The organism is Granulicella sp. L56, assembly GCF_009765835.1.
Lineage (GTDB): Bacteria > Acidobacteriota > Terriglobia > Terriglobales > Acidobacteriaceae > Edaphobacter.
In genome coordinates, this window is sequence record NZ_LMUS01000006.1 from 1,351,557 (window position 1) to 1,375,629 (window position 24,073).

A 24,073-nucleotide genomic window follows, 5' to 3' on the forward strand; every position below is an offset into this window, starting at 1 on the left:
AGCTATAGCTCCAGAATGTTCTCCATGAGGTGGGAATCGTCCTCGATCTTCGCGGTGAGGGTGGCGCGGTCGGAGGCCGAGGCATAGTTGCGGAAACCGGCCTGAGCCTTCGAGCGCAGGTGCCCGGCATGATAGGCAGCGGTCAAAACTTCGATGTCCTCGTGCCCGGTGCGTGAACCCTGATCTATATCCTGACTCGCTTCGCGGGGCAGGTCGTAGTCGATGCGGGCATCGGGGATCTGAATCTTTCCATCGACAAACGGCAGCTCGAACCGCTCGGCAATCTGCTGCTTGATCTCAGCCATGTCACGCTTCGGGTCGGCCTTACGCTCGGCGTAGATGGCTTTCTGGACTTGAGACTTAATCTCGTAGTCGAGCTTTACTCGGAGATTGCTGCCGCCGTTGCCCTCAATGCGCTCCGCCTCTTTCCGGTAGGCACGGTAAATCTGCGAATCGTGTTCGATCTCGCGCGGCTTGACCAGACCGGCGTAGACCTTCTGGCCTGGAGGTAGGTCGCCCTGCTTGATCAGCAGGCTGCGACCGACCTTCGTGAGCGTGGCCACTTCTACACGCTCGATGGTGCGGCGCCGCCCATCGCGGCGTAGGTTGACGGGGGCTGTTTCGACAAGCCCCTTGTCGCGGAGGTACTTCAGATCGTTCTCCAGCGGACGGGCTTTACCGTTGTAAAGCGTCTCGCGAAGGTCCGCTGTGCGGACGACGCGGAAGCGTCCAGCTTCACGCAGGAGATGCTTTTCCTCCGGGCGCAGTTCCAGACCGACGATGTTGCTGGCGGTCCGAGCCGGACGGCGCGGGTCCGGCGAAACAACAGGACGGCGGCGCTCGCGCGGCACGTCCTGCGTGGGTTCATTGCGTCTGCGCTCAGTAGGCAACTGGGCTCTGCGGCCGTCGGTGGAACGCTTCTCCAGAGACTTTAGGCGATGGAGAATGGGATTGTCGGGCAATTTGCGCCCAGGAGTCCGCGCATCAGCGGGGACGGGTTCGTCGCGGCGACGAGGAATGTCCTGAGGAATATCCAGCCTCATGCTTACTCTCCACCTTGTCCAGGTTCCGCAGGAGTGGTCGTAAACTCCATCGAGGTCTGAGTCGTCACGGGCTTTGCGGCAGACTTTTTCGGTCGCTCCACGGCAGGGGAAGGCAAGACGGTTTCGTCAGAAACCGGAAGAGGCTTCGGTCCGTGGCCGACGACACGACGCACGTAGTAGTCGGCCACGCATGTGAAGCGGTTCATCTCTTTCTCGGCGGCCTCCCGCAACTTGCGGATCTTTGTGGCAAGGTCGGGTGTGCGCTCCATATATTGGTCCTCGCTCTGCATCATTACTGTTCCTCCTCTTCTCCGAATTGTTTGAGGATCTCTTCGGACAACTCGCTCTGACCGGTGTGAATCTCCTGGTCGAGATGGCGGAGCTTGCGTCCTGTATCGCGGAGAAAGAACTTGCGCTCGATCCAGACGGTGAGGCCGAGCAGATTTGCAAAGAGCAGAGCGCAATAAAGCGCGATGCTCTGAAGCTCGTTGTGGAGGATGAAGCTGCGCCACGGAGTGAGGAAGCGCAGCGCATGGCTCAACCAGAAGCCGAGCGCGAGAAAGATCAGTGTGGCGACGAAGACGGCGTTGGCGATCATCAGTTTCCTTTCTGCCGCGTGGAAGAGCGGCCTGTCAGAACAAAGAGCGGAGAGGCGTTAGCCTCTCCGCAAAAGAGGACGAATGGCTTTAGCCGTCCTCGCCCTCGTCGACGCCAACCGAGGGACAATCCATCCTGCGGACCTGTGTCGCATGAACCTCGTATGCAGGGTGCTTGTCTGTGATCGTCTTGCCCGCAACGACTACCGGCCGATCGTAGTGCGAGATATGCAACTGGCCTTCGATCTCGACATAGTCACCCTGCTTCATTCCTCTGGTGTAGCCGCAGAAGAAAGGGCCGGGGCAGATGATTCGGTACCAGGCCGTCCAGGGACGCCACTCATTGGCGGCTTTCCTCCAGATGCCGGACTCGATGCATAGCGTTAATACAGCGAAGGCATCATTCGTGATTCCGTCCGAGGAGGGGACTTCGGCATCGCTGCCAAGGAAGCCTCTAAGTTTAAGTGTGTTCTCAAAGAGTGCGCTCATCGTTGCACCTCCCGAGGGAGGACAACGCGGCCTAAGCCGCGTCATCCTCCGTGATGGGCTCGGCGTCGAGGTTCTCGGGCCGTGAGTTCTCAGGCTGAGCCAGCTTCCTGACGATGCTGGCGCGTATCTCCCAGCCCCGGCGCTTGACGGTCGCTTTCTTCTTGTCGTCGCCGACCTCAGCATCGAACTCGGTGCTGCGCAGCTCGCCTTCGATCTCGACGTAGTCGCCCTTCCTGAGGTTCTTTGCGTAGTCGGCGGCTTTGCCGAAGGCGACGATGCGGTGCCACTCGGTGTGGTTCACCCACTGCTGCGTCTGCTTGTCCTTGTAACCGGACTTGGTGGCCAGTGACAGGACGGTGAAGGTATTCTGCTGTTTGGTTGCGAAGCTCTCGGCGTCCTTGCCGGTGAAGCCTTTCAGAGTGACTTTGTTTTCGTAGAGTGCCATGGTGTTTCTCCTTGTTTGTATTTGCCCGGATTGCCCTCGGGACACTCCTGCGCGAAGCGACGCGAGGTGCCCCGCTCCCAAGTGCCGAGATGTGCTTTCTGCGGAGGCTCCGAAGAAAAAATCTCGCCCGTAATTTGGGCCGCAGCCGCAGGGAGATTTTTTCTTTGGAAACCCAGACCCGCAGGGCGCACGCAGGGCGAAGCAGAACATCGACGTGCCGCAGGGCGCGGGACAAGCACCGAAGCGAGTGACCGAGGGTGAGGAGGGAAAATACGGGAGAGGTGGCGCTTTACGGAAACACCTGCCTGAAGGGCATCTATATAAGATAAGGATGCCGTCGCAATCAGGAGACACCCCACCCTTGCTCTGCCATGGTTCCGGCGGCAAAAGCAGAGAGGGGATGACCATGTTGCCGGATGGTCCGCATCGTCTTCCGTGCTCCGCCATGCGAAGGACCTGTCTTTGGAAGACGGAGTCCAAGGCGATATGTACCGTTCCAGTTCGGAGGCGGTCTGGGGAAGAAGTAGATCAGCTCCTATATATAGTTGGGAAGTATGCGTCAGTATCGTCTGAGCACCTGCCTGCTGGCTCATCGGAAACTCCCGTTGCCGAGCGCCTTGTAACGGGGACCATCGGCGGCCAGCTTGCCGCGATACTCGACCAGGGTGTAATCGTCAGGAAATCCCTGAAGTCGCTCGCACTCACGCGGCGTCAATCGACGCACGGCCATCTGAGATGTCATCACACCATCGATACGTCCGCCTTCGCCTCCGCGTTGCAGGATTCCCGTTATATCGGTACAAGCAGTAAGTTCTTCAGGCCACGCGACGGCCTGATCTTGCAAAGCTCCAGTAGTCGAGCCGTCGTCTGCCATCCGTGTCCTCCTCTCTGCCTGTTCGGTATAGTGTGGTGGTTGGGCCTGCCGCAAGAGGACTACGACGGGAATAGCCAGGCCATGAAGTTAACCGCGCCGATCGCCATGCCGATGCCGAAGACGATGCCGGCGAGGGTCTTCTTCGATTGGCCCTCGCCGTAGGCGAACATCAGACCGCCGACCACAATCGCCACCAGGCTGAGCCCTTGCGCGATCGTGCCGGTAAAGGCGGTCTTGAGGACGCCCACGGCGTTGTCCCATGGATCGCTGCCGGTGCTTTGTGCGTAGACAGGCAATGCCGCGAGGAACATCAACGGTGGTACCGCCCATCTCCGGTACCGCATGAACACTCGCCGGAGAGGTGGTCTTTTGGTGGGAAGAATGAATTGCATAATCTGCTCCTTTCGTTTTTCCGGCGAGTAGGTACTCCCCGTTCGAACCTCTGGAGCGAAGGTAAGCGAGAAATGAGGGGTCGATTATTGCTTTTTTTGACCGATCATTGCATCCAGAGCAATAATCCAGAGCCACAGTTTGTGGCGCTTGAGGCACAGGTGGGGAGCAGAAGTTCATGCGTGTTTATCGCGCCATCAGGCGCAGAGATGGGCATTCCAACCATGATGGGCAAAGAATCCGCGGGCACGCCGTGGGTCAAGGCCGGAGTATTACGACTCAGAGCAATGGCTCGCCTTGAGGCACTGCGGGGATGCGGGCAACATCACACCCGCGTGGGAATGCCGGAAGATCGCTTTTGAGCGACCCTCTGGTGGACTCTTATTAAGCGATCACTGGCGTGCTGGAAATATGCATCGTCCATCTCTATGCCGATGTACTTGCGGCCTGTGAGCGCTGCAGCGGCACATGTGCTTCCGCTTCCCGCGAACGGATCGAGTACGGTCTCACCTTGAAGAGTGAAGGTGCGAATGAGTGGTACCAGTGCCGGTATCGGCTTTTGCGTGGGATGGAGCTTATTGCCGCTGTAGGACATCTCCATCACATCGCCAAGCGGCTGCTTCGGCAGTGGCGGCCTGCCCTTGGCCAGCAGGAATGCCTGCTCGTGCTGATAGCGGAGGAACCTGCTCTTCGAGCTGTAGCTCTTACGAAAGACAATGTGTCCGACCGGATGAAAACCAGCTTTGCGCCACGCTGCGAAGAAGGCATCGATCTTCGTCCACCCGTAGAACATCACAGCTATGCGATCCTGCTTGAGTACCCGATACGCTTCTGCCATCGCGGGTTTGAGCCAGGTGTCATCGACATCGTTCTGAATCGTGCGTCCTGTGCGGTCGCGATAGTTCACGAGATACGGTGGGTCGGTGAGGATGAAATCGACGCTGTTCGCTGGCATCTGCCGCATCACGTCAATGCAGTTGCCATGAACGATCTGGTTGGTTAACTTGCTTTGTGTAGAAACTACGTTCGTGGTTGCCATCTCTGAAATCTCCTTTTTGGTCCCATGTCTCTGAAGGCGACCGGGACACACCACGCGAAGCGATGCGAGGGGTCCGCCTCCCAAGGCAAGCGTGTGCATTTTCGGAAGGTTCGGGAAATCTTTTGCGTTCGTTGCATAAAGATTTACTGAAAGCCGAAACCCGCGAGGGCGGCTGTCAAGCCGAAGCAGAACCCGCGCAGTCCGCAGGGCGGCGGTTAAGACCCGAAGCAGTGTCCGGACGATGAAAGAGCGGTGGGATCATCAACTCGAGATAAGAGCGGAAATCACGGGAGGTATATCACAGAGAACTTTGCGCTGATGATTTATGACGTGAATCGGATGGGGCTGATGTCGCTATTGAATGGTGCTGGCTCCTCCGCCGCGTAACATGGCTGCGACTGCAGTAACCTGGCGGATGACATCCTCTGGCAGCACTCGCGCGATGGGCTGGGCAGCTTCGATCTCTTCCTGAGGGGGAACTAAAATTTCCTCATCTTCGCAGTCGCTCACATCATTTGATCGCAGCAAATCGAGAAAGTCAGCTTTGTCCTCTGGAGAGGAGAAGGAGAACAGCAACTCGTAGGCGTTCGCTTCCGGGTCGCCTATAAGTGCCAGCATGCGTGTATCGGTCATTTGGGCATATGCGAAGAGGTAGCCGATGGACTCGGTTGCCCGAGCATAATCCTCCGGATCATCCCTGCGCAGGAATTCGATGAGAACGATCCAGTCATCTTCGTCTTGCCAGTAAGGCGGGACTGGAGGTGTACTGCCTGGCGGCGGTATGGGTGTGCTGCTCATCGGTTGAGACGATCATCGCGCAGAGCCCTCCCGCAATCAAGCAGTCTGGTTCAAAAAGTGTGGCTGGGATGCGACAAAAGTGTGGTTCGGATTATTGCTCTGGATGGAATGATCGGTCAAAAAAAGCAATAATCGGACCCTGAATTTCGACCTATCGTCTGGCTATAGGCACTACGAAGTGCGATTGACCGCAGTTCTAACTCGCACGAATGCCAGAAAGATGTGCCGATAGGAGGCGGTGAATGCAGCCACAAGATGACGATCAGATGAAAAGGGCCGAGATCTTCGAACCTTTACTGGACAGCCAGCAGGCTGCGGAACTGATGCATGTGCATCCGGAGACAGTAAAGCGGCGGGCGCGGCGGGGAGAGATCCCCGGCCTGAAATTCGGGAAGCTGTGGCGTTTCCGCGCCTCCGGCCTGGAGCAATACGTGCGCAATTTAATGCAATAATTCGCGACCTCAGCCGCTGAAAATATGGCACCATCAAACTCAGCGGTCTGTGGCCAACGAAACGGGAGGAATTCATGTTTCGAAGGACACGATATCAACAAGGAATGATCGACCGCGTAAAGAGGAAGCAAGGTCCCGACTGCTGGATCTTCCGCTGGCGTGAGATGGATGCCAGCGGGAAACGGGTTCGCCGCAAGGTGGTTCTCGGAACGATCGAGAAGTATCCCACCGAGTCGAGCGCCCTGAAGGCTGCCGAGTCTTTACGTGTCACCGTCAACGAGGAGCAGCCCCGGTTCCCTCAGCAGCCGATTTCGGTGGCCGCTCTGATCACACACTTCAAGCACCATGAGCTGGGTCCCATGCAGGAAGATGATGAAGGCCGGGCATACTCCACGCGGGTCGTCTACAAGGACGTTCTCCGGTTGTATGTTGAGCCGAAGTGGGGCGACGCCGGGCTGCGAGAGGTGCGGGCAGTAGCCGTGGAGAAGTGGCTCCGCACGTTGCCGCTGGCCAAGGGCACCAAAGCGAAGGTTCGCAATATTATGAGCGTTCTGTTCAATCACGCCATCCGTCACGAGTTCCTGCCGCAGGGCGCGAACCCGATCACGATGGTGCGGCAGAGCGCGAAGCGGGTGTCTGTCCCGGACATCCTTGATGTTGCGGAGATAGTGGCGTTATTCGAGGAACTCTCGCACCGGGAACGGGTGATGGTGTTGCTCGACGCACTGACTGGACTTCGTCGCGGAGAGCTGATGGCGCTGAAGTGGCAGGATGTCAATTTCAAGGAACTGGAGCTTTCCGTCACGCGTTCGATCTACCGGAAGGTTGTGGGACCATGCAAGACGGAGGCATCGCAGAAGCCGGTTCCTCTCGATCCCTGGATCGCCGAGGAACTGCTGACCTGGAGACGGGCCACTCCCTACAACCAGTCGGAGGACTGGATCTTCGCCAGTACGCGAATGAAGGGAAAGCAGCCCTACAGCCCCGACACCATCCTGATGCGGTGTATCCGTCCTGCGGCGACGCGGGCGAAGATCACCAAGCGCATCGGATGGCACACCTTCCGGCGTACCCTCTCGACCTTGCTGAAGGCCAATGGAGAGGACGTCAAGGTGGTACAGGAGCTGTTGCGTCACGCGAGCGCGAAGATCACGCTCGATGTTTACGCGCAGGCGGTGACGCCGGACAAGCGGCGAGCGCAGTCGAAGGTAGCGGAGATGCTGCGGGCGGGAAGCGGGACGAAGGAAAAATCCTTATTGGACCCTTCTGGACCCTCGGCCATTTCTGAAGAGGCTGTAAGTGATTGAAAATATGGTAGGCACGAGGAGACTCGAACTCCTGACCTCTACCGTGTCAAGGTAGCGCTCTAACCAACTGAGCTACGCGCCTGAATGCGTTTTTTTAGTCTAAATGGAGTGAGACGGTTAGGGCAACAACGCGCTTGATATAGGCTAAGATTGATTGACCAACGTGCCATTTCTGAAGCAATTTCGCGCCGCACCGAACCTGCTTACGATGTTGCGGCTGTTCATTATCCCTTTTCTAATCATAGAGATCATGGATGCGCAGTATGCTGGGGCGTTGGCTTTGTTTGTTTTAGCCGGGATCAGCGACGCGCTCGATGGCCTGCTGGCGCGGTGGTTGAGCCAGAAAACTACGCTGGGGCAGTATCTTGATCCCATTGCCGATAAATTATTGCTAAGTACTTTATTTGTCGTATTTACTCACATTGGCCTGATGCCGCGCTATGTCACGGTTCTGGTTTTCAGCCGAGACCTGGGGATTCTGCTAATTGCGACACTGCTGTTTGCTACCGGAACTTTGCGGGATTTTCGGCCAAGCTGGTTCGGCAAGCTGAACACGCTGATGCAGATCATCGCGCTGCTATCAGTGCTTTGCCAGAAAGTCTTTGCCTGGCATCACCTTGCGGCCATGAGGGATGGATTGCTCGAGATCATCGCGGTGATGGCCCCGCTTTCGGCAGCCCAATATGCCTGGATTGTCTTTCGGCGAATGAATGCGCAGCAGCCTACTACGGTCTAGTCTTCCTAATCGTCGGCTGGAGTTTCATCACCGGTTTCGGCCTCTTCGATAGCGATATCGTTAAACTCTGCAGAATCAAATACTTCTCCGCAGTTTTGGCACTCGACAAATTCTGCATCGTCCTCGCGGGCGACAACTTTTACGATGGGATGTTTGCACTTTGGGGTCATGAATGAAGAGAGCGAATGGTATGGATTCTGCCCGTCTCGAAGCGGCTTGTCAAGACACCTTTCTCTGATTTTCAGTGAAATTTGTAACCTGCCGGATCAACCTGCGCCGGGTAAAACCGGTTGCATGGCATACGTTGTGGACGTACACTATCTAGGACTGGAATTGTCGGTATTCTGTCTGAGAGCAAGGTTGCGATGCTTCGTCTGACCAAAAAAGCGGATTACGGTCTGATGGCCCTGAAGTATCTGGCCGAGCAGGCGAATGGCACGGCGCGCAGCGCCAAGGACATCGCGGAGGCGTATCACATCCCCCCGCAGCTCCTGGCGAAGATTCTGCAGACGCTGGCCAAGGGCGGACTTCTGGTCTCTCATGCAGGGACGAACGGCGGCTATGCGCTGGCGCGGCCTGCCGCCGACATATCGGCGTTTGAGGTGATTCGCACGATCGACGGGCCGCTTTTCATTACGAGCTGCATTACGATTCACGGAGCTTGCGACCTGACGAGCACTTGCACCATCAAAGAACCACTGCGCAAGGTAAACGACAGCATCAAAGATCTGCTGAGCGGCATCCATATCGCAGACCTGGTCGAAGCCACGGATGGGGAGCAGCCTCAAACAAGCGCTCCGGTGGGCGGCGGTCTGGTGAGCATCGCACTTTAGCGACGAGACAAGCACGGCGACAGTACAACCAGATTTTTAGAGACAAGAAAGATGAGCAACGATATGAGCGATAACGGGATGATAGTGACAGAGTCTGCGACACCACTGCCGGCGGGCGTGCATCTGCCGATTTACATGGACAACCATGCAACGACGCCGCTGGACCCCCGGATTCTAGAGGCAATGATGCCTTACTTTGGGGCGAAGTTCGGCAACGCGGCGAGCCGCAATCACTCGTTCGGCTGGGAAGCCGAGCAGGCGGTGGACAAGGCGCGCGAGCAAATCGCCAAACTGATTGGCGCGACCTCCAAAGAGATCATCTTCACCAGCGGCGCGACCGAGTCGAACAATCTTGCGCTGAAGGGCATCGCCGAGATGTATCGCGAGCGCGGCAACCACATCATCACCCAGGTAACCGAGCACAAGGCAATTCTGGACACATGCAAGAAGCTGGAGAAGCAGGGCTTCCGCGTGACGTACCTGCCGGTGCAGGCCGATGGCCTGATCGACCTCGAAGACTTGAAGCGGGCGATGGACGACAAGACCATCCTGGTCTCGATCATGTATGCGAATAACGAGATTGGCGTGATTCAGCCGATCCAGGAGATCGGCAAGCTGTGCCACGAGAAGGGCATCATCTTCCATACCGACGCGGTGCAAGCCGTAGGTAAGGTTCCGGTCAATGTGATTGCCGACAACATCGACGTGCTTTCGCTCTCGGGCCACAAGATTTATGGACCGAAGGGTGTGGGCGCGCTGTATGTTCGCCGCCGCAACCCGCGTGTTCAGATCTCGGAGCAGATCAACGGTGGCGGCCATGAGCGCGGGATGCGTTCGGGCACGCTGAACGTCCCCGGCATCGTCGGTTTGGGCGCGGCATGCGAGATTTGCAGCAACGAGATGGAAGCCGAAGGTAAGCGTGAGGCTGAGCTTCGCGACTATCTACGGACAAAGTTCGAGAAGGCGCTCGACTACATCCATGTGAACGGCAATATGGAGCACCATCTGCCGGGCAACCTCAACATGAGCTTCGTTCACGTCGAGGGCGAGAGCCTGCTGATGGGAATCAACGACATCGCGGTTTCTTCGGGTTCGGCCTGCACTTCGGCGACGCTGGAGCCATCTTATGTATTGAAAGCTTTGGGACTGGGCGACGATGTGGCGCACAGTTCGATCCGGTTTGGGCTTGGACGCTTCAACACCAAGGCTGAAGTGGATTACGTTTCGGACAAGGTGATCGACGTGGTATCGAAGCTGCGTGAACTGTCGCCCTTGTACGAGATGGTGAAAGAAGGCATCGACCTTACCAAGATTGAATGGGCGGCGCACTAAGGCAAGACAGAGATTGTTATGCAAAACAAGCCTATTCAATTCGGTCGGTTCGTTTTATTACTTGCCGTTTATATCTGCTTCTACATGGCATACGGCGTCGTCATGCATAAGCAAAAGTATTTCTGGGGAAACTGGGTTCAATTAGGCTCTCTTTTTGCCGCTGCTTTTATCTCTGGCACTGTATTTACGGTTGTTACGGGATTTTGGGATCGGCATCGACGGCGGACGGTTGCATCGACTGACGCATCTGAACGCGCAAAGCTATCATCTAAATAAGTGACGAGGAGTACATCATGGCATACAGCGATAAGGTAATTGATCACTACAACAATCCGCGGAACGTTGGACAGATGGACAAGGCTTCCGATGAAGTTGGTACCGGACTTGTCGGCGCGCCGGAGTGCGGCGACGTCATGCGGCTGCAGATTCGCGTGAACCCTGAGACCCAGGTGATCGAAGACGCGAAGTTCAAGACCTTCGGCTGCGGTTCGGCGATTGCCTCTTCCTCGCTCGCGACCGAGTGGGTAAAGGGCAAGACGGTCGCCGAGGCGCTCACGATTACGAATACGGACATCGTGAAGGAGCTGGCGCTTCCCCCGGTCAAGATCCACTGCTCGGTACTCGCAGAAGACGCGATCCGCGCGGCGATTGGCGACTGGAAGAAGAAAAACAATGTTGCTGAGACAGCGGCTGCGACGGCTGCGGCTCACTAAGAACATCATCGACCGCGGATAAGTGCGGATGAGCACGGATTGGACGATCAGGCAGTAGCGTTCCCCTCCGTGCGAATCTGCTATCCGTGGTCGCTTGCTTAAGGGCGTGAACGATGGCGATGGTGACTTTACAAACCGAGACGGACAGGTCGGCCCACGCGGCGGCTCCCGGTGGCCCGGCAAAAGACCCGCTGGCGGGAATGACGGTGCTGACGGCTGAAGGGCAGGAGCCGGCACAAAAGGGCATCCAGATTACCGAGAAGGCGCTGAAGCGAATTCGCGTGGCTATGGCAAAGGAAGGCGTGTCGCCAGAGCAGGGCGGTCTGCGCGTTGGCATTCAGGGCGGTGGCTGCTCGGGCCTGAGCTACAACATCCGGTTCGATTCGCAGCCTCGCGAGCGCGACCGCGTCTACACCTTCGGCGCTGGCATCGAGACGGTGGGCGATCCTTCGAACGGCGCGCCCATTCGTCTGTTTGTCGATCCCAAGAGCTTTATCTACCTGCACGGCATGGTGCTGGACTTTGAAGAGACGCTGATGCGGCAGGGATTCAACTTCATCAATCCGAACTCGACCAAGAGCTGCGGGTGCGGATCGAGCTTTACCGCTTAGTAAGTAATTAGATACAGACAGACCTCCTTGGCTTTCCTTCAATTCCTTTTGATTGATCCCCAGAGATGGTGTGAATTGCTCTGTTCGATTAGTATTGCGGCGGCGGGTCTTCAGAGACGCTGAGGAAATTCAAGCCCGACTCATCAGTATTGGCCGACAGATGATGTTCGTTCCGTGTATCCGGAAAAAGCTCCTGCGAGTAGCCGTTTTTCTGAGCATCGCGACTACGGCTGCATTGAGCCTCACGCCGGTTTCGGCGACAGCTCAACAGCCAACGACAAACATTCCTGAGTTTGAAGTTGCGACCATAAAACCGGGCGATGCTACCGCTCCTTCATCCAATCTCGGATTCAACAGGCGCGACCACTTTGTAACCTCAAACGTAACCCTGCAGTTCATTCTTCAATTTGCGTATGACCTAAATAGCGGCTCCGATCGACAGATTATTGGTGGGCCGGGGTGGATCGGCTCTTCGAGGTTCACTATCGATGCACAGCCAGATGAAGCCGTGGAAGCAGAGCTTAAGAAGCTTCCCCTCGATCAACGTCAGCAACGGCAGAAGTTGATGATCCAGAGATTATTGGCGGATCGATTCAAATTAGTTCTGCATCACGAGACCCGCGAATTCCTGGTCAATGCACTAACGATTGCGAAGGGCGGTGCAAAGCTTACCCCGGTGTCGATCCCAGCCATCGATTTTGCTAAAACGCCTCTTCCTCCTGACAGTTGGATGGGACTGCACAATCCCAGACCGGGACTAACTGAGGGACGTGCAGCGACCATCAAGATGCTGGTCGATACCCTCAACCACCAACCGGAACTTAGCGGCCGTTTGATCGTCGATGCTACAGGGCTTCAAGGCAGCTACAACTTTAAGCTGAGTTGGACTCCGGATCGAGATTTGGAAACGGCACCCGCAGAAACTGTCGGACCCTCGCTATTTACGGCATTACAGGAACAGTTGGGACTAAAAATCGAGTCCAGAAAAGCTCCTGTAAATTGCATCGTAATCGACCATGTCGAACAGCCTTCGGCGAATTGATCCCTGTCCTAGCGAAGTGTTTAGATTATTTTTGCGTTGATGGGGTAGCGCTTATGATGGCATTGCCCGCCTTCACGTGATAGATCTGCGACAGCATCTGCTTGTAGACATCCATCGGCGGCAGCAACGCTCGGGCTCGTATGCGATCAAGGCCACCGGGATCTTCGACGCCGAACATGGCCATCTCTCCATTGACGAATTTGAACTGCGTGCCGTAGCGCTGTAACTTCCCTTCCGATACCAACTCCTTATCGACTACGAGAGCGAGGCTGGAAGCATCGATTCTGCTGGCGTCGGCGAGCTGTTCGAGCTGAGGCAGAAGCTTCGCCTGCCACGCGTGATCGGCGCTGTGCGTGAGGACGAGCATGGCTCCGTTGGAGGCTTCGATGCCGACGAGCGAGATGGTCGGCCAGCCCTTCTGATCGACGATCTGCTTGAGCTCGCTCGTAAGTTCGGCATCGGTCGCAGGCATCTTCGCGAGCATGTCGGGCGTCATGCCGGAGACTTGCTTGCCGCCAGCAAAACCACGTACTGCCTGATCTTTATCGCGCATGGTGAGCAACTGGTTGCGCAGTGCGGCGTCGGTGCCGGGACCGTTTTGCTGGATGAGCTGTTCGCGGCGAGCTTTGATGGCTGCCTGCCAGGAGGACTCCGATTCGGCGGTGGGAGACTTTGCGGCTTGCTGTGCTGGCAGTGAGGCAGGAAGTGCAACAAGAATGGCGGCGAGGAGCATAAGGAGAGACTTCGAGGGCATTGCCGTATTCTAAATCTGTCCTCTCTATGAGGACGGAGAGATGTTTGCTTATGTCGAATTACTTCGAGGTCTTCGTCCTTCCCGCCAAATTGCAGATTGATACAGCGGCGCTGGAGAAGCAGTTCTATACGCTCTCGCGCAAGCTGCACCCGGACCGCTTTGCTTCGAGGCCGGTGGTGGAGCAGGAGGCTGCGTTGGCTGAGTCCTCTCAGTTGAACGATGCTTACCGCACATTGAAAGATCCCGTGCTGCGTACGCAGTATCTGCTGAAGCTGCAGGGCGTGGAGCTGGAGGAGCAGTCCAAGGCGGCGACGGATGCGGCTCGGGCAACGGGTGGGCAGAAGAAACAGATTGTTCCGCCGGAGCTGCTGGAAGAGGTGTTTGAGCTGAACATGCAGCTTCAGGAGATGCGCGCGGCAAAGCAGATGGGCGAGGACGAGCCGGAGCTGCGTCGGGACCTGATGACGGCCAAGGACTCATTCGACGCGAAGATGGTGGAGACGCAGGCAGAGCTTGAGGGGCTGTGGGCGCGGTGGGATGAGGCTCTCGATGCCGACGATGAAGCCGGAAAGGCTGCTGCGCGGGATGCGATGGTGACTCTGCTGAACAAGCGGAGCTATCTAAGAAATCTTGTCCGCGATGTGAATGAGGCTTTGGAATAGCTGCTTAGATTGCACCGAGCCGTTCGATCTGCTGCAGGTGGTTGATGTCGTGGCCAGCCATGGTTTCGACCAGCGTCCAGAAGGTCATGGTGCCGCGTTCGGGGTGGGTCGTGGGGCGGTGACGGTCTTCTTCGGAGACGGTGGTGAGTAGCCGGAGGTTCCAGTTGCGGGCGGACTTGAAGAGGGCCAGCGCGGAGTCGAAATCGTAGGCGGCGTAGCGCGTGGCCCATGCCTCCTGATCGAAGGGGCGGATGAGCGCGTGTTTCTGGCTGAGGGTCTGGCGCAGGCGAAAGCTGAAGACGAGTTCGCAGTCGGCGAGGTGGGCGGCGATCTCGCGGATGCTCCATCTACCCGGAGCCGGAGCGCGGTCGATCTGCGCGCCGGAGAGTGGAGCGGTGAGCGCGGCGAGGTGATCGGCGGTGGACGTAAGGACGGGAATTGGTTCCTGACCGACCAGGAATTTCTCGTAGGGGTTGAGTTCCATGGAGAGACGGTATCACGGCTCGGCGATGGATTGAAGCGCTTTAAGCCTGGGGCTCGGGTTGCCAGGGATCATAGGTCCCGATGCTCCAGAGATGGCCTTCGAGATCGCGGCAGGTGAAGGCGCGGCCACCATAATCCATGTCCGCAATATCGACGACGATGGTTGCACCGGAAGCTTTTGCCGTCGCATAAAGAGCATCCGCGTCAGGGACGACAAGATAGGGGTGCTGTGTCTCGCGAAGACTAATCTCTTCGGGTTGAACGATATTTTTACCGTATTCGCTGCCGTTATCCACCGAGCCGAGCATGATCATTCCGCCGCCAAAGGTGAGTTGGGCATGGGCGACCGTATTGTTTTGCCCCAGGTACACAGCATTTTTCTGAAACCCGAAGGCGCTGCCCAGCCAGTCGATGGCGGCGACGGCATCGCGATAGCGGAGACAGGGGATGAGTGTGGAAGAGCCGCTCTTAACTTGATCGCTCATGCCTGAAAGGATGCCACTGCAATTGAAGAGGTTGTCATAGAAAATGCGGTAAAAGGATGTTCGCCGAGGTCGCATCTAAAACAACCGGGGCATACCGTCGCCGCTGTTTGTAGGACAATAGAGATAAGGCATTGAACGATAGAGGATTTGCAGGTTATGGCTGAGCAACGCGTTGTAGGGATTGATCTGGGGACGACGAATTCGCTGGTGGCGTTTATGGAGGGGGATACGCCGGTCGTCATTCCGGGCGAGGACGGCGAACGGCTGGTGCCGTCGGTCGTGGCATGGACCGACGAGGGGGTCGCTGTGGGGAATGCCGCACGCGGGACCCTGCTGTCGGATTCGGCAAGTGCTGTCTACTCGGCCAAGCGGCTGATGGGGCGCGACCTTGCCGATGTGCAGGAAGAGTTGAAGCTGTTCCCCTTCAAGCTGGCCGAAGGATTGCAACCCGGTGAGGTGCTGCGGCTGAATGTGGGCGGCCTGACGATGACGCCGCCGGAGATTTCGGCCTACGTCCTGATGCAGTTGAAGAAGAATGCAGAGCGGTTTTTTGGCGGCCCAGTGACGAAGGCAGTGATTACGGTTCCTGCCTACTTCAATGACGCCCAGCGGCAGGCTACGAAGGACGCAGGACGGATTGCCGGGCTGGAGGTTTTGCGGCTGGTGAATGAGCCGACGGCCGCGGCCCTGGCTTATGGCCTGAACAAGAATAAAGATGGCCTGATCGCTGTTTATGACTTTGGCGGCGGCACCTTCGATATCTCGATCCTGAAGCTGCATGAGGGGATCTTCGAGGTGATTGCTACGGGTGGAGATACTCACCTTGGCGGCGACGATATCGACAATCTGCTGATTGCGATTGCGCTGGACGATATTGCCGGTGATCTGGGCGAGGATGTGCGCGGCAATGGCGAGGCCGTGCAGGAGATTCGCAAGGCGGTGATTGAGGCAAAGATCCTGCTGTCGGTGACTGAGACCGCGATGCTGAATGTGTTGTTGCCCAGCGGGAAGCGATATTTGCGGGAGATTACGCGCGCGCAGTTTGAGGAGCTTTCAGCCAGTGTGATTGCGCGAACGGCTGGCCCATGCAAACAGGCTTTGAAGGACGCAGGTTTGTCGGTGGAACAGATCGACGAGGTCGTGCTGGTGGGCGGGTCGACGCGTATTCCTGCGGTGCGGCGGCTGGTGGATGAGCTGTTCGGGCTGGGGGCGCGTGGGAAAAAGCCGCATACGGAGTTGAATCCGGATGAGGTCGTGGCTCTGGGTGCGGCGGTGCAGGCGCAGATTCTGGCTGGTGGTTCGGCAGCCACAGAAGATCTGCTGCTGCTCGATGTGACTCCGCTTTCGCTGGGAATTGAGGCACTGGGTGGCGTGGTCGCGAAGATCATTCAACGCAACTCGACCATTCCAGCAAGCGCGACCGAACACTTTACGACAGGTGTCGATGGGCAGACGAATGTGGCGATCCATGTCGTGCAGGGAGAGCGAGAGCTGGCGAAGGATTGCCGGTCACTGGCCCGATTCGATCTGAAGGGGATTCCGCCGATGGTGGCGGGGCTGCCGCGCATCGAGGTGAAGTTTCTCATCGACGCGAATGGCATTCTGCATGTAAGCGCGCGCGAGCAGCGCAGCGGCAAAGAGGCCGAGGTTGAGGTGAAGCCGACCTATGGGCTTACCGATGAGCAGGTGGAATCGATGATTCTGGCTTCGTTCGACTTTGCCGAGCAGGATATTCAGGAACGACAGGTCATCGAGGCAAAGAACGAGGCCGAGACTATTCTGACGGCGGTAGAAAAGGGCAAAGTTCACGAGGCCTGGCAGCAGTTGACCTCCGACGAGATTGCGAAGATCGAACAGGGCGTCAATGAGCTGAAGGCCTCGATACAGGGTGGAGATTACAAGCTCATCCGGCGGTCGATTGAAGGGCTGGATAAGGCGACGCGACGGTTCGCGGAGCTGATGATGGACACTGCCGTCTCCGGCGCCATGAAGGGAAAGACGATGGGAGCGGCGGGCGAGAGCATGGGCGAGGGGCCGACGGCACCGCATCCCTTTGCCAAGGCGCAGGTGCTGGATTCGCGGTCTGAAGCCGAGGCTGAGACCAGAAAAATTGAAGATTCTATCAACGATGAGGCTACGGCCGGAGAGTCAACGGAAGATTGATTATGTCTAAAAACAATAAAAATGAAGTTGTCGATTTGTCGAAGCCTGCAGGCGAAGGAATGGTCCGGGTCACGTTTGAGCCCGAGGGACGGACGGTGGAGTTTCCGTTCGACTCGCTGCCGTATGAAGGACACGGGCAGCCGATGTCGTTTCTCGATGTCGCGGAGAATTATGACATCTTTCTCGATCACGCCTGCGGCGGAGTCTGTGCTTGTACGACCTGCCATCTTTGGGTGAAAGAAGGGATGCAGGGGGTAAGCGAGCCGGAAGATTTAGAGCTGGATCGTATGGAGACGGCTGCCGATATCCAGTTGAATTCTCGGCTTGGCTGCCAGGCAGTGATCGAGAAGCCGGGGACTTATGTGGTCGAGATTCCAAAGTGGAACCGGAATTATGTGCAGGAAGGCAAGCCCCGGCATGGGCCCGGAAGCGAGTAGCAAATTCTAAAGTTACAGTGCCAGAAGTACCACAACTACCACGGCTAGCCCGAGGAGCAGGCTGCGCCGGTCGGTAATGGCGTAGACGACAGGATCTTCGTCGAGTTCGCCGCGCGAGGCACGCAGCCAGAGAAGACTTATCCAGAGCAGGAGTACTGGCACCAGCAGCCAAAGCCGGTTGGTGTGGTGATACAGCTCTACCGCGTTGAGGTTAGAGATATAGAGGGTGAGAACAGCAACCGAGACGTAGCCGCTGGCCGAGCCGAAGCTGCGAAGCTGTTCAATATCAGAGACATGGTAGCCACGTCCCCCAGCGGTCACACCGCCGCGCTCGCGCAGATTTTCGAGCTCGGCATAGCGCTTGACGAAGGCCAGCGACAGGAAGAAGAAGATGCTGAAGCTGGCGAGCCAGGTCGAGACCGCTACTCCTGTGGCCGCTGAACCGGCCAGAATACGAATCGTGTAAAGCCCTGAAAGAACAATGACATCGACCATGACCGCCCGCTTGAGACGAAGCGAGTAGGCCAGCGTGGTCACCGCGTAGATTCCGAGCCATTCAAGGAAGTGGTATGGACGAATGAGCGCGAGCGAAGGCGTGATGAGATTCACCACGTAGGGCAAAAGGAGGGCGAGGCAGACGGACGCGGCTAGGAAGAGCGCGATGACGAAGACGCCGCTGATCGCCGACAGGTCTCCCGAGGCGAATGGACGGCGGCGTTTGCGGGGATGCTGGCGATCGGCCTCTAAATCCAATAGATCGTTGACAATGTAGGTAGCAGACGCGCAGAGGCCAAAGCTGAGAAAGGCGATAAAAGCGGCGGCGAAGAGAGCTTTGTCCCAGGCGTGGGCGAGCAGAAGCGGCAGAAAGATCAGGGTGTTCTTTGCCCATTGATGGATGCGGATGGCTTTAGGCCACGCACGGAGCGGAGTGACGCGCTCGTCGAAGGAGCGGACGGGAACAATTTTGTTGGCGCGGAGTGCCGAGCGCAGGCCTGCCGTGGGATTGGCGACCATTGGCTCTTTGCAATTCTGGAGAAGAGTGAGGTCGGGACGAGCGTTGCCGATGTAAGTGAAGTCGTCGCCAAAGCTCTTCCGGAACGCGGCTAGCTTGTTGGAGCCTGCGAGATTGGTCTCGCCGTCGGAGGCGAGCACACCTGTAAAGAGATTGAGGTGGTCGGCGATGCGGTGGGCCAGCGCAGAGTCGGCTGCGGTGGCGAGATAGATGGAGCGTCCGGCGGCCTTTTGCTGCTCCAGATATTGCAGAAGCTCACGATTGTAGGGCAGATGAGCGACATCCAGCTCTACATTGCTGGTGATATGGCGCTTCAAAGCGGCTTTGCCCTGTGCCAGCCAGCGCGGAAGCTGGAGAAGTGCGGCAGGATGTTGGCGCGCGAGGGCGAGGGTCGAGTCAACGAGGGTGTCCGATTTGACCAGGGTACCGTCAAGATCGACGCAGAGCGCGGGGAGCGACGCGGTGCCGGGAGCGGAGATAGACAAAGACATTCCTTCGATAGAGGAGTTTACGATGACCAGTCTTATTTATACGAGTTTAGATGCCAAAATTCGTTAAACTGCGGGCTTTAGCGCATGGGAGAGAAATATTGCGGCATTTCGCAAAAAAGGCTAAACACTGAACAGCCACGCCCTATGACCTTAGCGTGGCTGAAATTGGAGGAATAAAAGCTGAAAAGAAAGGCGCTAGGCTAACGCTGGTTCGTCAAGAAGAGATTGAACAGCGGGCTCGTTTACCGGAGGCGTAGGTGAGGCCGCGTCGGCGAGGTGAGGAAAGGGGAAGTAGGCGTTCCGGAAGTACTGCATGACCATGCGGTGGGTGTTGAAGAAGCTGCCGTTGATGGCGATGCAATGCTGCTGCATCCGCGACCAGGCGGCTGGGTTGGCGTACATGGGAGCGATGTGCTTTTCGAGCTTTTCGTAAAGACTTGTGGCTTCGCCTGCTTCGGTTTCGGCGTCTTCGATGGCCCAGCCAGTGACGTTCTCGGCACAGCCCTCGATCCACCAGCCGTCGAGAACGGAGAGTGAAGGCACACCGTTGAGAGCGGCCTTCATGCCGGAGGTTCCCGAGGCCTCGTAGGGGCGGCGGGGAGTATTGACCCAGACGTCTACACCCTGCGTGAGCAGCGCGCCCAGCTCCCAGTCGTAGTTTTCGAGATAGTGGATCTTGAGGGCGCTCGAGTTGAGATGGGCGGCGGCGGTATAGACGTCGCGAATGAGGCTCTTACCGGCGTTGTCGGCGGGATGGGCTTTGCCTGCGTAGAGAATCTGGAGGCCGCCGATCTTTTCGGCGATAGCGACGAGGCGGGCGGCGTCTTCGAGCAAAAGGCTTGCTCTCTTATAGGTTGCTACGCGGCGTGCGAATCCCAAAGTAAGTACGGAGGGATTAAAGTGATGGCCGGTACGCTTGGCCACAACGTCGAAGAGGCGCTGCTTGCCTTTGAAGTGACAGGCTGAGATACGTGCCGGATCGATGCCGTAGACGGAGCGGAAGTACTGGTTATCGGTGCGCCAGTTGGAGATCTCGGCGTCGAGCAGCTCCTGAAAGTGGGGGGAGACCCAGGTAGCAGCGTGTACCCCGTTGGTGATGGAGTGGACTTTATAGTCGGGGAACATGAGCTGCGAGACCTTGCCGTGCTGCATGGCGACCCCGTTGACGTAGCGGGAGAAGCGCAGGGCGATGTAGGTCATGTTCATGAGGCCGTTGTGCAGGCAGCCCGCGTGCTCGATGGCCGCGGCGCGGTCGTGGCCGAGCACCTGGTACATCTGGTCGAGGCCGAACTGATCGTGACCGGCGGGGACTGGCGTGTGCGTGGTGAAGACGCACTGGCGACGGACGGCTTCGAGGTCGATCTCCTGCGCTTCGCGGAGAGGATTACCGGCGAGATGTTCTTCGAGGAGGCCGATGCTGAGGAGGGCGGCATGGCCCTCGTTCATGTGATAAACGGTGGGTTTACAACCCAGCGCGCGGAGCAGGGCAACGCCGCCAAGGCCAAGAACGGTCTCCTGACAGAGGCGATAGTAGGTGTCGCCGCCGTAGAGATGGTCGGTGAGATGGCGGTCCCACTCGTCGTTGCCTTCAACGTCGGTGTCGAGTAGAAAGACGGGGATGATGTGGCCGGTAACGCCGACGACATCGAAGCGCCACGCGCGGACGAGGACCTGACGGCCCTGCATTGTCAGAGCGATGACCTGGTTGGCGCTGGGAAGTGTGGCCTCTGGCGACCACGGTACATCAGCTTCGGTCTGCTGGCCCTGAGGGTCGAGAATCTGGCGGAAGTAGCCGCGGCGGTGCGCCAGGGAGATGGCAACCATGGGGCGGCAGGTGTCTGCCGCGGAGCGAAGGGTATCGCCTGCCAACATGCCCAGACCACCGGAGTAGGTGGGAAGGGAGGGAGAAAGGGCAATCTCCATGGAGAAGTAGGCGATGCTGCGTGAGGAGAGGTCGGGAGAAGCGGTAGCGAGCGCGTTGGAAAGGCTCAAGTGGTATTTCCTTTTCTCATCCGAGCGGCGGCGGATGGGACCGGGTGCCAGGTTAACGCTTACTATCGGCGGAGTCGTTGAGAACACGACCTCCGGGGATGGAAGAATCGTAACCCCGAATAGCGGTTAGTTTACCAAAGAAGCAACGTGGAAAAGAGGATTCATCTTGGTACAGGGGTGGTATTGACTGTCGCTACAGCGGTTACCGATGCAACCAGGCGCTTCCAGATCTCGTCGATCCAGGCCAGGTGCTCGGGCTTCATCAGGACCGAGCGGAGACAGGTAACGTTCCCTGATTGTTCAGCTTGTGGCCAGGTCGCCGGAGGAAAGAAGCGGGTGGGGAGAGTGGCCAGTGCAAGGTGGAGATCTTGCCGGGCGGCCTCGTCGAAGATCTTCTGGGCGAGGGCGGAAGAAAGTTCAAGAGTGGGCGATTTTGCTGTCCAGAAGACGATATCGAGCGCTGGCGCAAAGGCGGGAGTGACAAAGTGAGGGCTCACGCCGAGAAAGCGGTGAAGCTCGAGGGCTGCCTGATGGCTTGCTTCGAGATTTTGCGCGAAGGTACCGCCGGGGATATAGGGGAGGAGTTGCTGGGTGGCCCAGAGGGCGACCGCCGAGGCTCCGGCGCGCGAACACTCTAACGAAATCTCGCCCAGGTGAAGGTCTTTGGAGGAGAAGTAGGTGTAGGGGGAGTCGTGCTTGTAGAAACGGCCTACGGTGGGGTCGCGGAAGAGAATGCAGCCGCAACCGTAGGGCTGGAGGCCGTGCTTGTGTGGGTCGATGACGATGGAATCGGCCTGCGCGATGGCGGCGTAGGCGGCTCGGGTTTCGGTGGAAAGATTCGCGGCGAGCGTGAAGTAGCCACCGTAGGCGGCGTCGAGGTGGATGCGGAAGTTGTGGCGCTCGCGGAGCTTCAGGATTTCGTCGAGAGGATCGATAGAGCCGATGGCAGTGGTGCCGAGGGTGACGACTACGGTGCCGATGGTTTGTGTTTCGAGGAGGGCCTCAAGGGCGTGGAGGTCGATGCAGCCAGTATTGTCGGATGGGATTTTTACGAAAGGAAGGCCGAGGACTGCCGAGATGCGACTGTGCGTGTAGTGGGCCTGATCGGAAGCGGCGATGGATTTGCCGGGGGCAAGCTGACCAGCGATCCAGAGGGCTTCGAGGTTGGCGAAGGTGCCTCCGCTGGTGAGGTGGCCGAGATGTTGCGGCCAGCCGAACATCTTTGCGATGGCGGCGACGGCTTCGATCTCCATCGCAGAGCTGGCGCGGCCACCGTCGAGGGCATGGTTGTTGGGATTGACCGCCATGGCCAGCGTATAGGCAGCGCGGGCGATGGGGTGGGGCGGCTTGAGCATCTGCCCGGCGTAGAGCGGGTGAGCGTAGGGATAGTTGTCGTGGAGCCTGGTCGCCACTTGGTTGAGGATGGCGGCGGCAGCTTCGTCGAGCGGCGGCGCGGGACTTGCCGGCAGGTGAGCGGACGAGTCATCGAGACGGCGTTGCGCTTCAGCGAGGTGCTGGAAGAAGTCGCCTAAGGGTTCGTCCGCCATTGGCTAAAACTCATGGGTGATGAAGCCGAACTTCATGACGTAGCCGAGGACCATGGCAAGGAGAAAGGCGATGGTGGTCCAAGTGATCTGGCAGCGGCGCTTCATCAGGGTTTCGCCCAGGACGATGACTATATAGAGGGCCAATGCGATCAGGAGGCCATCCAGAATAAAAGTGTGAGTATAGGTCGGAGTCGAGGCGACGACGCGCTGGATGTGGAAGGGCGGAAACAAGGAGCCAATGGCGTAGACAAGGAGGAACATGACGAACTGAAGAACAGTGGACAGTAGCTTTTTCATAGTCTCTCTCGTAGTGAGTTTAGCGCGGACGAGTTATGGCTTGGGCGATACAGTTGGGCCACCGAGGACGTGGATGGTGTGGAACCAGGTTTCAGCCAGCGCGGGCCAGTGGGTGATGGGAAGATTCGTCGGACGGAGGCCGTAGCCGTGGCCGCCCTGGGCGAAGATATGCAGTTCGGCTGGGACCTTTGCCTCCTTCAATGCCTGGAAGTAGATCAGCGAGTTTTCTTCGTGGACGGGATCGTCTTCGGCCTGGAGCAGGAAGGTGGGGGGAGTGTTCGAGGTGGGATCGATGCCGCGGGAGAGCTTGTTGAGGGCGGGCGCGTCGGAGAGGTAGCCGGGGTAGATGATGAGGGCGAAGTCGGGGCGGGCGCTGGGCTCGTTCGCAGGTTCGCCGGGACGCTTGTAGTCGGCATGGTTGCTGAGGACGGCGGCGAGATGCGCACCGGCGGAGAAGCCGAGGACGCCGATGCGGTTGGGGTCGATGTGCCACTCGGCGGCGTGGGCGCGGGTGATGCGCATGGCCTGCTGCGCGTCTTCGAGATCGGCCGTGTTCTCGGGATAATGGTTGGCGAAGGGGACGCGATACTTGACCAGAACGCAGGTTACGCCGATGGAGTTGAGCCAGGTGCAGACCTCGGTGCCTTCGAGGTCGTAGGCGAGGATGCGGTAGCCTCCGCCGGGAAAGACGAGGACTGCTGCACCGGTGTTCGCTGTGGCGGGCGGATAGACGGCGAGGCTCGGCTTGCTGATGTTGGTGAGATGCATCAGCTTCTTTCCGGCTACGAGCGCGTCGGTGGGCTTGGTGATATCGGTCTCGGGGCCGCTGATCTGCGTGGTTTCTGGCGCGCCGTTTGGCCAGAGGGGAAGGGTTACTTTTTGCGCGAAGGCGATGGGCGTGGCAGCGAGTAGAGCGAGGGTGAGGATGAGGGATGTGCGCACGGAAACATGGTACTGCCTTTGCGGGGCAGGCGACGACAAAACAGCCACGGGTGCTTCGACCTCGGCTGCGCCTTTGCTCAGGATGACAGGTTTGTGGAGGGAGAGAGG

Annotated in this window: 28 protein-coding genes, 1 tRNA gene and 1 pseudogene; 12 read left to right on the forward strand and 18 right to left on the reverse strand. The window is 58.1% G+C overall.

All coding sequences use genetic code 11. The features are described from left to right. Window positions 1-2 precede the first annotated feature (2 nt). The 9 genes and pseudogenes from GSQ81_RS13520 to GSQ81_RS13560 form a co-directional block, all read right to left on the reverse strand. Window positions 3-1,043, reverse strand: a complete 1,041-nt coding sequence (locus GSQ81_RS13520; RefSeq protein ID WP_158911231.1) for a hypothetical protein — start codon at window positions 1,041-1,043, stop codon at window positions 3-5. A gap of 2 nt (window positions 1,044-1,045) precedes the next feature. Beyond that, complete coding sequence (locus GSQ81_RS13525) at window positions 1,046-1,336, reverse strand: hypothetical protein (RefSeq protein WP_158911232.1); 291 nt, start codon at window positions 1,334-1,336, stop codon at window positions 1,046-1,048. After that, on the reverse strand, window positions 1,336-1,641 hold the full coding sequence (locus tag GSQ81_RS13530; RefSeq protein ID WP_158911233.1) for a hypothetical protein: 306 nt from the start codon (window positions 1,639-1,641) through the stop codon (window positions 1,336-1,338). Before GSQ81_RS13530 ends, GSQ81_RS13525 begins: the two co-directional genes overlap by 1 nt. An 88-nt stretch (window positions 1,642-1,729) precedes the next feature. After that, window positions 1,730-2,128: a hypothetical protein gene (locus GSQ81_RS13535; RefSeq protein WP_158911234.1), complete on the reverse strand. Its 399-nt coding sequence runs from the start codon at window positions 2,126-2,128 to the stop codon at window positions 1,730-1,732. Between the two features lie 31 nt (window positions 2,129-2,159). Further along, window positions 2,160-2,573: a single-stranded DNA-binding protein gene (locus GSQ81_RS13540; RefSeq protein ID WP_158911235.1), complete on the reverse strand. Its 414-nt coding sequence runs from the start codon at window positions 2,571-2,573 to the stop codon at window positions 2,160-2,162. Between the two features lie 604 nt (window positions 2,574-3,177). Next, window positions 3,178-3,447: pseudogene (locus tag GSQ81_RS19820) on the reverse strand (DNA cytosine methyltransferase); the annotation flags it as partial. 59 nt (window positions 3,448-3,506) lie between these two features. Further along, window positions 3,507-3,839 carry a TrbC/VirB2 family protein gene (locus GSQ81_RS13550; protein WP_158911236.1) on the reverse strand — a complete coding sequence of 111 codons (333 nt, stop codon included), beginning with the start codon at window positions 3,837-3,839 and terminating at the stop codon, window positions 3,507-3,509. 323 nt (window positions 3,840-4,162) lie between these two features. Continuing rightward, complete coding sequence (locus tag GSQ81_RS13555) at window positions 4,163-4,876, reverse strand: DNA methyltransferase (protein WP_158911237.1); 714 nt, start codon at window positions 4,874-4,876, stop codon at window positions 4,163-4,165. 354 nt (window positions 4,877-5,230) lie between these two features. Continuing rightward, window positions 5,231-5,674, reverse strand: a complete 444-nt coding sequence (locus GSQ81_RS13560; protein WP_158911238.1) for a hypothetical protein — start codon at window positions 5,672-5,674, stop codon at window positions 5,231-5,233. Between the two features lie 242 nt (window positions 5,675-5,916). On the opposite strand from GSQ81_RS13560, the gene GSQ81_RS13565 reads away from it, so the two are divergent. Continuing rightward, the gene (locus tag GSQ81_RS13565) at window positions 5,917-6,126 is read left to right on the forward strand and encodes a helix-turn-helix domain-containing protein (RefSeq protein ID WP_158911239.1); all 210 of its coding nucleotides are present in this window, start codon (window positions 5,917-5,919) and stop codon (window positions 6,124-6,126) included. A gap of 74 nt (window positions 6,127-6,200) precedes the next feature. Then, window positions 6,201-7,433 (forward strand): site-specific integrase, encoded by a 1,233-nt coding sequence (locus GSQ81_RS13570; RefSeq protein ID WP_158911240.1) that lies wholly within the window; start codon window positions 6,201-6,203, stop codon window positions 7,431-7,433. Window positions 7,434-7,438: 5 nt separating this feature from the next. On the opposite strand, the gene GSQ81_RS13575 is transcribed toward GSQ81_RS13570, so the two are convergent. After that, a tRNA-Val gene (locus tag GSQ81_RS13575) sits at window positions 7,439-7,515 on the reverse strand. A 126-nt stretch (window positions 7,516-7,641) separates the two neighbouring features. On the opposite strand from GSQ81_RS13575, the gene GSQ81_RS13580 reads away from it, so the two are divergent. The 7 genes from GSQ81_RS13580 to GSQ81_RS13610 all read left to right on the forward strand — a co-directional run bounded on the left by GSQ81_RS13580 (window position 7,642) and on the right by GSQ81_RS13610 (window position 12,700). Next, window positions 7,642-8,169, forward strand: coding sequence for a CDP-alcohol phosphatidyltransferase family protein (locus GSQ81_RS13580; protein ID WP_254060181.1), 528 nt, complete (start codon window positions 7,642-7,644; stop codon window positions 8,167-8,169). A 365-nt stretch (window positions 8,170-8,534) separates the two neighbouring features. Then, window positions 8,535-9,002, forward strand: coding sequence for an Rrf2 family transcriptional regulator (locus GSQ81_RS13585; RefSeq protein ID WP_158911242.1), 468 nt, complete (start codon window positions 8,535-8,537; stop codon window positions 9,000-9,002). A gap of 117 nt (window positions 9,003-9,119) precedes the next feature. Continuing rightward, the gene (locus GSQ81_RS13590; RefSeq protein ID WP_174237987.1) at window positions 9,120-10,334 is read left to right on the forward strand and encodes an IscS subfamily cysteine desulfurase; all 1,215 of its coding nucleotides are present in this window, start codon (window positions 9,120-9,122) and stop codon (window positions 10,332-10,334) included. 18 nt (window positions 10,335-10,352) lie between these two features. Next, a complete protein-coding gene (locus GSQ81_RS13595) occupies window positions 10,353-10,610 on the forward strand; it encodes a hypothetical protein (RefSeq protein ID WP_158911243.1) in 258 nt (85 codons plus the stop codon). Between the two features lie 17 nt (window positions 10,611-10,627). After that, window positions 10,628-11,047, forward strand: coding sequence for a Fe-S cluster assembly scaffold IscU (gene iscU, locus GSQ81_RS13600; protein WP_158911244.1), 420 nt, complete (start codon window positions 10,628-10,630; stop codon window positions 11,045-11,047). A gap of 113 nt (window positions 11,048-11,160) precedes the next feature. Next, on the forward strand, window positions 11,161-11,658 hold the full coding sequence (locus tag GSQ81_RS13605) for an iron-sulfur cluster assembly accessory protein (protein WP_158911245.1): 498 nt from the start codon (window positions 11,161-11,163) through the stop codon (window positions 11,656-11,658). 160 nt (window positions 11,659-11,818) lie between these two features. Further along, the gene (locus GSQ81_RS13610; protein WP_216846437.1) at window positions 11,819-12,700 is read left to right on the forward strand and encodes a TIGR03435 family protein; all 882 of its coding nucleotides are present in this window, start codon (window positions 11,819-11,821) and stop codon (window positions 12,698-12,700) included. Window positions 12,701-12,725: 25 nt separating this feature from the next. Here the strand turns inward: GSQ81_RS13610 and GSQ81_RS13615 are convergent, their stop codons facing one another. Further along, window positions 12,726-13,454 carry a DUF6624 domain-containing protein gene (locus GSQ81_RS13615; RefSeq protein ID WP_158911247.1) on the reverse strand — a complete coding sequence of 243 codons (729 nt, stop codon included), beginning with the start codon at window positions 13,452-13,454 and terminating at the stop codon, window positions 12,726-12,728. Between the two features lie 50 nt (window positions 13,455-13,504). Here GSQ81_RS13615 and hscB point away from each other — a divergent pair, with 50 nt between their 5' ends. Beyond that, complete coding sequence (gene hscB, locus GSQ81_RS13620; protein WP_254060182.1) at window positions 13,505-14,116, forward strand: Fe-S protein assembly co-chaperone HscB; 612 nt, start codon at window positions 13,505-13,507, stop codon at window positions 14,114-14,116. A 4-nt stretch (window positions 14,117-14,120) separates the two neighbouring features. Here the strand turns inward: hscB and GSQ81_RS13625 are convergent, their stop codons facing one another. Both GSQ81_RS13625 and GSQ81_RS13630 read right to left on the reverse strand, forming a co-directional pair. Beyond that, a complete protein-coding gene (locus tag GSQ81_RS13625; protein ID WP_158911249.1) occupies window positions 14,121-14,600 on the reverse strand; it encodes a DinB family protein in 480 nt (159 codons plus the stop codon). Between the two features lie 40 nt (window positions 14,601-14,640). Next, window positions 14,641-15,084: a VOC family protein gene (locus GSQ81_RS13630; RefSeq protein WP_158911250.1), complete on the reverse strand. Its 444-nt coding sequence runs from the start codon at window positions 15,082-15,084 to the stop codon at window positions 14,641-14,643. Window positions 15,085-15,240: 156 nt separating this feature from the next. Between GSQ81_RS13630 and hscA the strand changes: the two genes are divergently transcribed. Both hscA and GSQ81_RS13640 read left to right on the forward strand, forming a co-directional pair. Continuing rightward, window positions 15,241-17,247, forward strand: coding sequence for a Fe-S protein assembly chaperone HscA (hscA, locus tag GSQ81_RS13635; RefSeq protein WP_158911251.1), 2,007 nt, complete (start codon window positions 15,241-15,243; stop codon window positions 17,245-17,247). 2 nt (window positions 17,248-17,249) lie between these two features. Then, complete coding sequence (locus GSQ81_RS13640) at window positions 17,250-17,684, forward strand: 2Fe-2S iron-sulfur cluster-binding protein (protein ID WP_158911252.1); 435 nt, start codon at window positions 17,250-17,252, stop codon at window positions 17,682-17,684. Between the two features lie 12 nt (window positions 17,685-17,696). Here the strand turns inward: GSQ81_RS13640 and GSQ81_RS13645 are convergent, their stop codons facing one another. The 5 genes from GSQ81_RS13645 to GSQ81_RS13665 form a co-directional block, all read right to left on the reverse strand. After that, entirely contained in the window at window positions 17,697-19,187 is a 1,491-nt protein-coding gene (locus GSQ81_RS13645; protein ID WP_158911253.1) for a UbiA family prenyltransferase, read from the reverse strand. Window positions 19,188-19,382: 195 nt separating this feature from the next. Next, entirely contained in the window at window positions 19,383-21,179 is a 1,797-nt protein-coding gene (gene glgP, locus GSQ81_RS13650; protein ID WP_158911254.1) for an alpha-glucan family phosphorylase, read from the reverse strand. A 161-nt stretch (window positions 21,180-21,340) separates the two neighbouring features. Continuing rightward, complete coding sequence (locus tag GSQ81_RS13655) at window positions 21,341-22,726, reverse strand: aminotransferase class I/II-fold pyridoxal phosphate-dependent enzyme (protein ID WP_158911255.1); 1,386 nt, start codon at window positions 22,724-22,726, stop codon at window positions 21,341-21,343. A gap of 3 nt (window positions 22,727-22,729) precedes the next feature. Further along, a complete protein-coding gene (locus GSQ81_RS13660; protein ID WP_158911256.1) occupies window positions 22,730-23,023 on the reverse strand; it encodes a hypothetical protein in 294 nt (97 codons plus the stop codon). 33 nt (window positions 23,024-23,056) lie between these two features. Next, window positions 23,057-23,965 (reverse strand): alpha/beta hydrolase, encoded by a 909-nt coding sequence (locus GSQ81_RS13665; RefSeq protein ID WP_158911257.1) that lies wholly within the window; start codon window positions 23,963-23,965, stop codon window positions 23,057-23,059. Between the last annotated feature and the right edge of the window lie 108 nt (window positions 23,966-24,073).

Coding starts and splice junctions, on each gene's coding strand:
- GSQ81_RS13535 (WP_158911234.1), bottom strand. CDS start 2,128: ATGAGCGCACTCTTTGAGAACACACTTAAACTTAGAGGCTTCCTTGGC.
- GSQ81_RS13630 (WP_158911250.1), bottom strand. CDS start 15,084: ATGAGCGATCAAGTTAAGAGCGGCTCTTCCACACTCATCCCCTGTCTC.
- hscA (WP_158911251.1), top strand. CDS start 15,241: ATGGCTGAGCAACGCGTTGTAGGGATTGATCTGGGGACGACGAATTCG.
- GSQ81_RS13560 (WP_158911238.1), bottom strand. CDS start 5,674: ATGAGCAGCACACCCATACCGCCGCCAGGCAGTACACCTCCAGTCCCG.
- GSQ81_RS13540 (WP_158911235.1), bottom strand. CDS start 2,573: ATGGCACTCTACGAAAACAAAGTCACTCTGAAAGGCTTCACCGGCAAG.
- GSQ81_RS13525 (WP_158911232.1), bottom strand. CDS start 1,336: ATGATGCAGAGCGAGGACCAATATATGGAGCGCACACCCGACCTTGCC.
- GSQ81_RS13645 (WP_158911253.1), bottom strand. CDS start 19,187: ATGTCTTTGTCTATCTCCGCTCCCGGCACCGCGTCGCTCCCCGCGCTC.
- GSQ81_RS13550 (WP_158911236.1), bottom strand. CDS start 3,839: ATGCAATTCATTCTTCCCACCAAAAGACCACCTCTCCGGCGAGTGTTC.
- GSQ81_RS13570 (WP_158911240.1), top strand. CDS start 6,201: ATGTTTCGAAGGACACGATATCAACAAGGAATGATCGACCGCGTAAAG.
- GSQ81_RS13555 (WP_158911237.1), bottom strand. CDS start 4,876: ATGGCAACCACGAACGTAGTTTCTACACAAAGCAAGTTAACCAACCAG.
- iscU (WP_158911244.1), top strand. CDS start 10,628: ATGGCATACAGCGATAAGGTAATTGATCACTACAACAATCCGCGGAAC.
- GSQ81_RS13610 (WP_216846437.1), top strand. CDS start 11,819: ATGATGTTCGTTCCGTGTATCCGGAAAAAGCTCCTGCGAGTAGCCGTT.
- GSQ81_RS13580 (WP_254060181.1), top strand. CDS start 7,642: ATGTTGCGGCTGTTCATTATCCCTTTTCTAATCATAGAGATCATGGAT.
- GSQ81_RS13520 (WP_158911231.1), bottom strand. CDS start 1,043: ATGAGGCTGGATATTCCTCAGGACATTCCTCGTCGCCGCGACGAACCC.
- GSQ81_RS13655 (WP_158911255.1), bottom strand. CDS start 22,726: ATGGCGGACGAACCCTTAGGCGACTTCTTCCAGCACCTCGCTGAAGCG.
- GSQ81_RS13625 (WP_158911249.1), bottom strand. CDS start 14,600: ATGGAACTCAACCCCTACGAGAAATTCCTGGTCGGTCAGGAACCAATT.
- GSQ81_RS13585 (WP_158911242.1), top strand. CDS start 8,535: ATGCTTCGTCTGACCAAAAAAGCGGATTACGGTCTGATGGCCCTGAAG.
- GSQ81_RS13660 (WP_158911256.1), bottom strand. CDS start 23,023: ATGAAAAAGCTACTGTCCACTGTTCTTCAGTTCGTCATGTTCCTCCTT.
- hscB (WP_254060182.1), top strand. CDS start 13,505: ATGTCGAATTACTTCGAGGTCTTCGTCCTTCCCGCCAAATTGCAGATT.
- GSQ81_RS13640 (WP_158911252.1), top strand. CDS start 17,250: ATGTCTAAAAACAATAAAAATGAAGTTGTCGATTTGTCGAAGCCTGCA.
- GSQ81_RS13615 (WP_158911247.1), bottom strand. CDS start 13,454: ATGCCCTCGAAGTCTCTCCTTATGCTCCTCGCCGCCATTCTTGTTGCA.
- GSQ81_RS13605 (WP_158911245.1), top strand. CDS start 11,161: ATGGCGATGGTGACTTTACAAACCGAGACGGACAGGTCGGCCCACGCG.
- GSQ81_RS13595 (WP_158911243.1), top strand. CDS start 10,353: ATGCAAAACAAGCCTATTCAATTCGGTCGGTTCGTTTTATTACTTGCC.
- GSQ81_RS13530 (WP_158911233.1), bottom strand. CDS start 1,641: ATGATCGCCAACGCCGTCTTCGTCGCCACACTGATCTTTCTCGCGCTC.
- GSQ81_RS13565 (WP_158911239.1), top strand. CDS start 5,917: ATGCAGCCACAAGATGACGATCAGATGAAAAGGGCCGAGATCTTCGAA.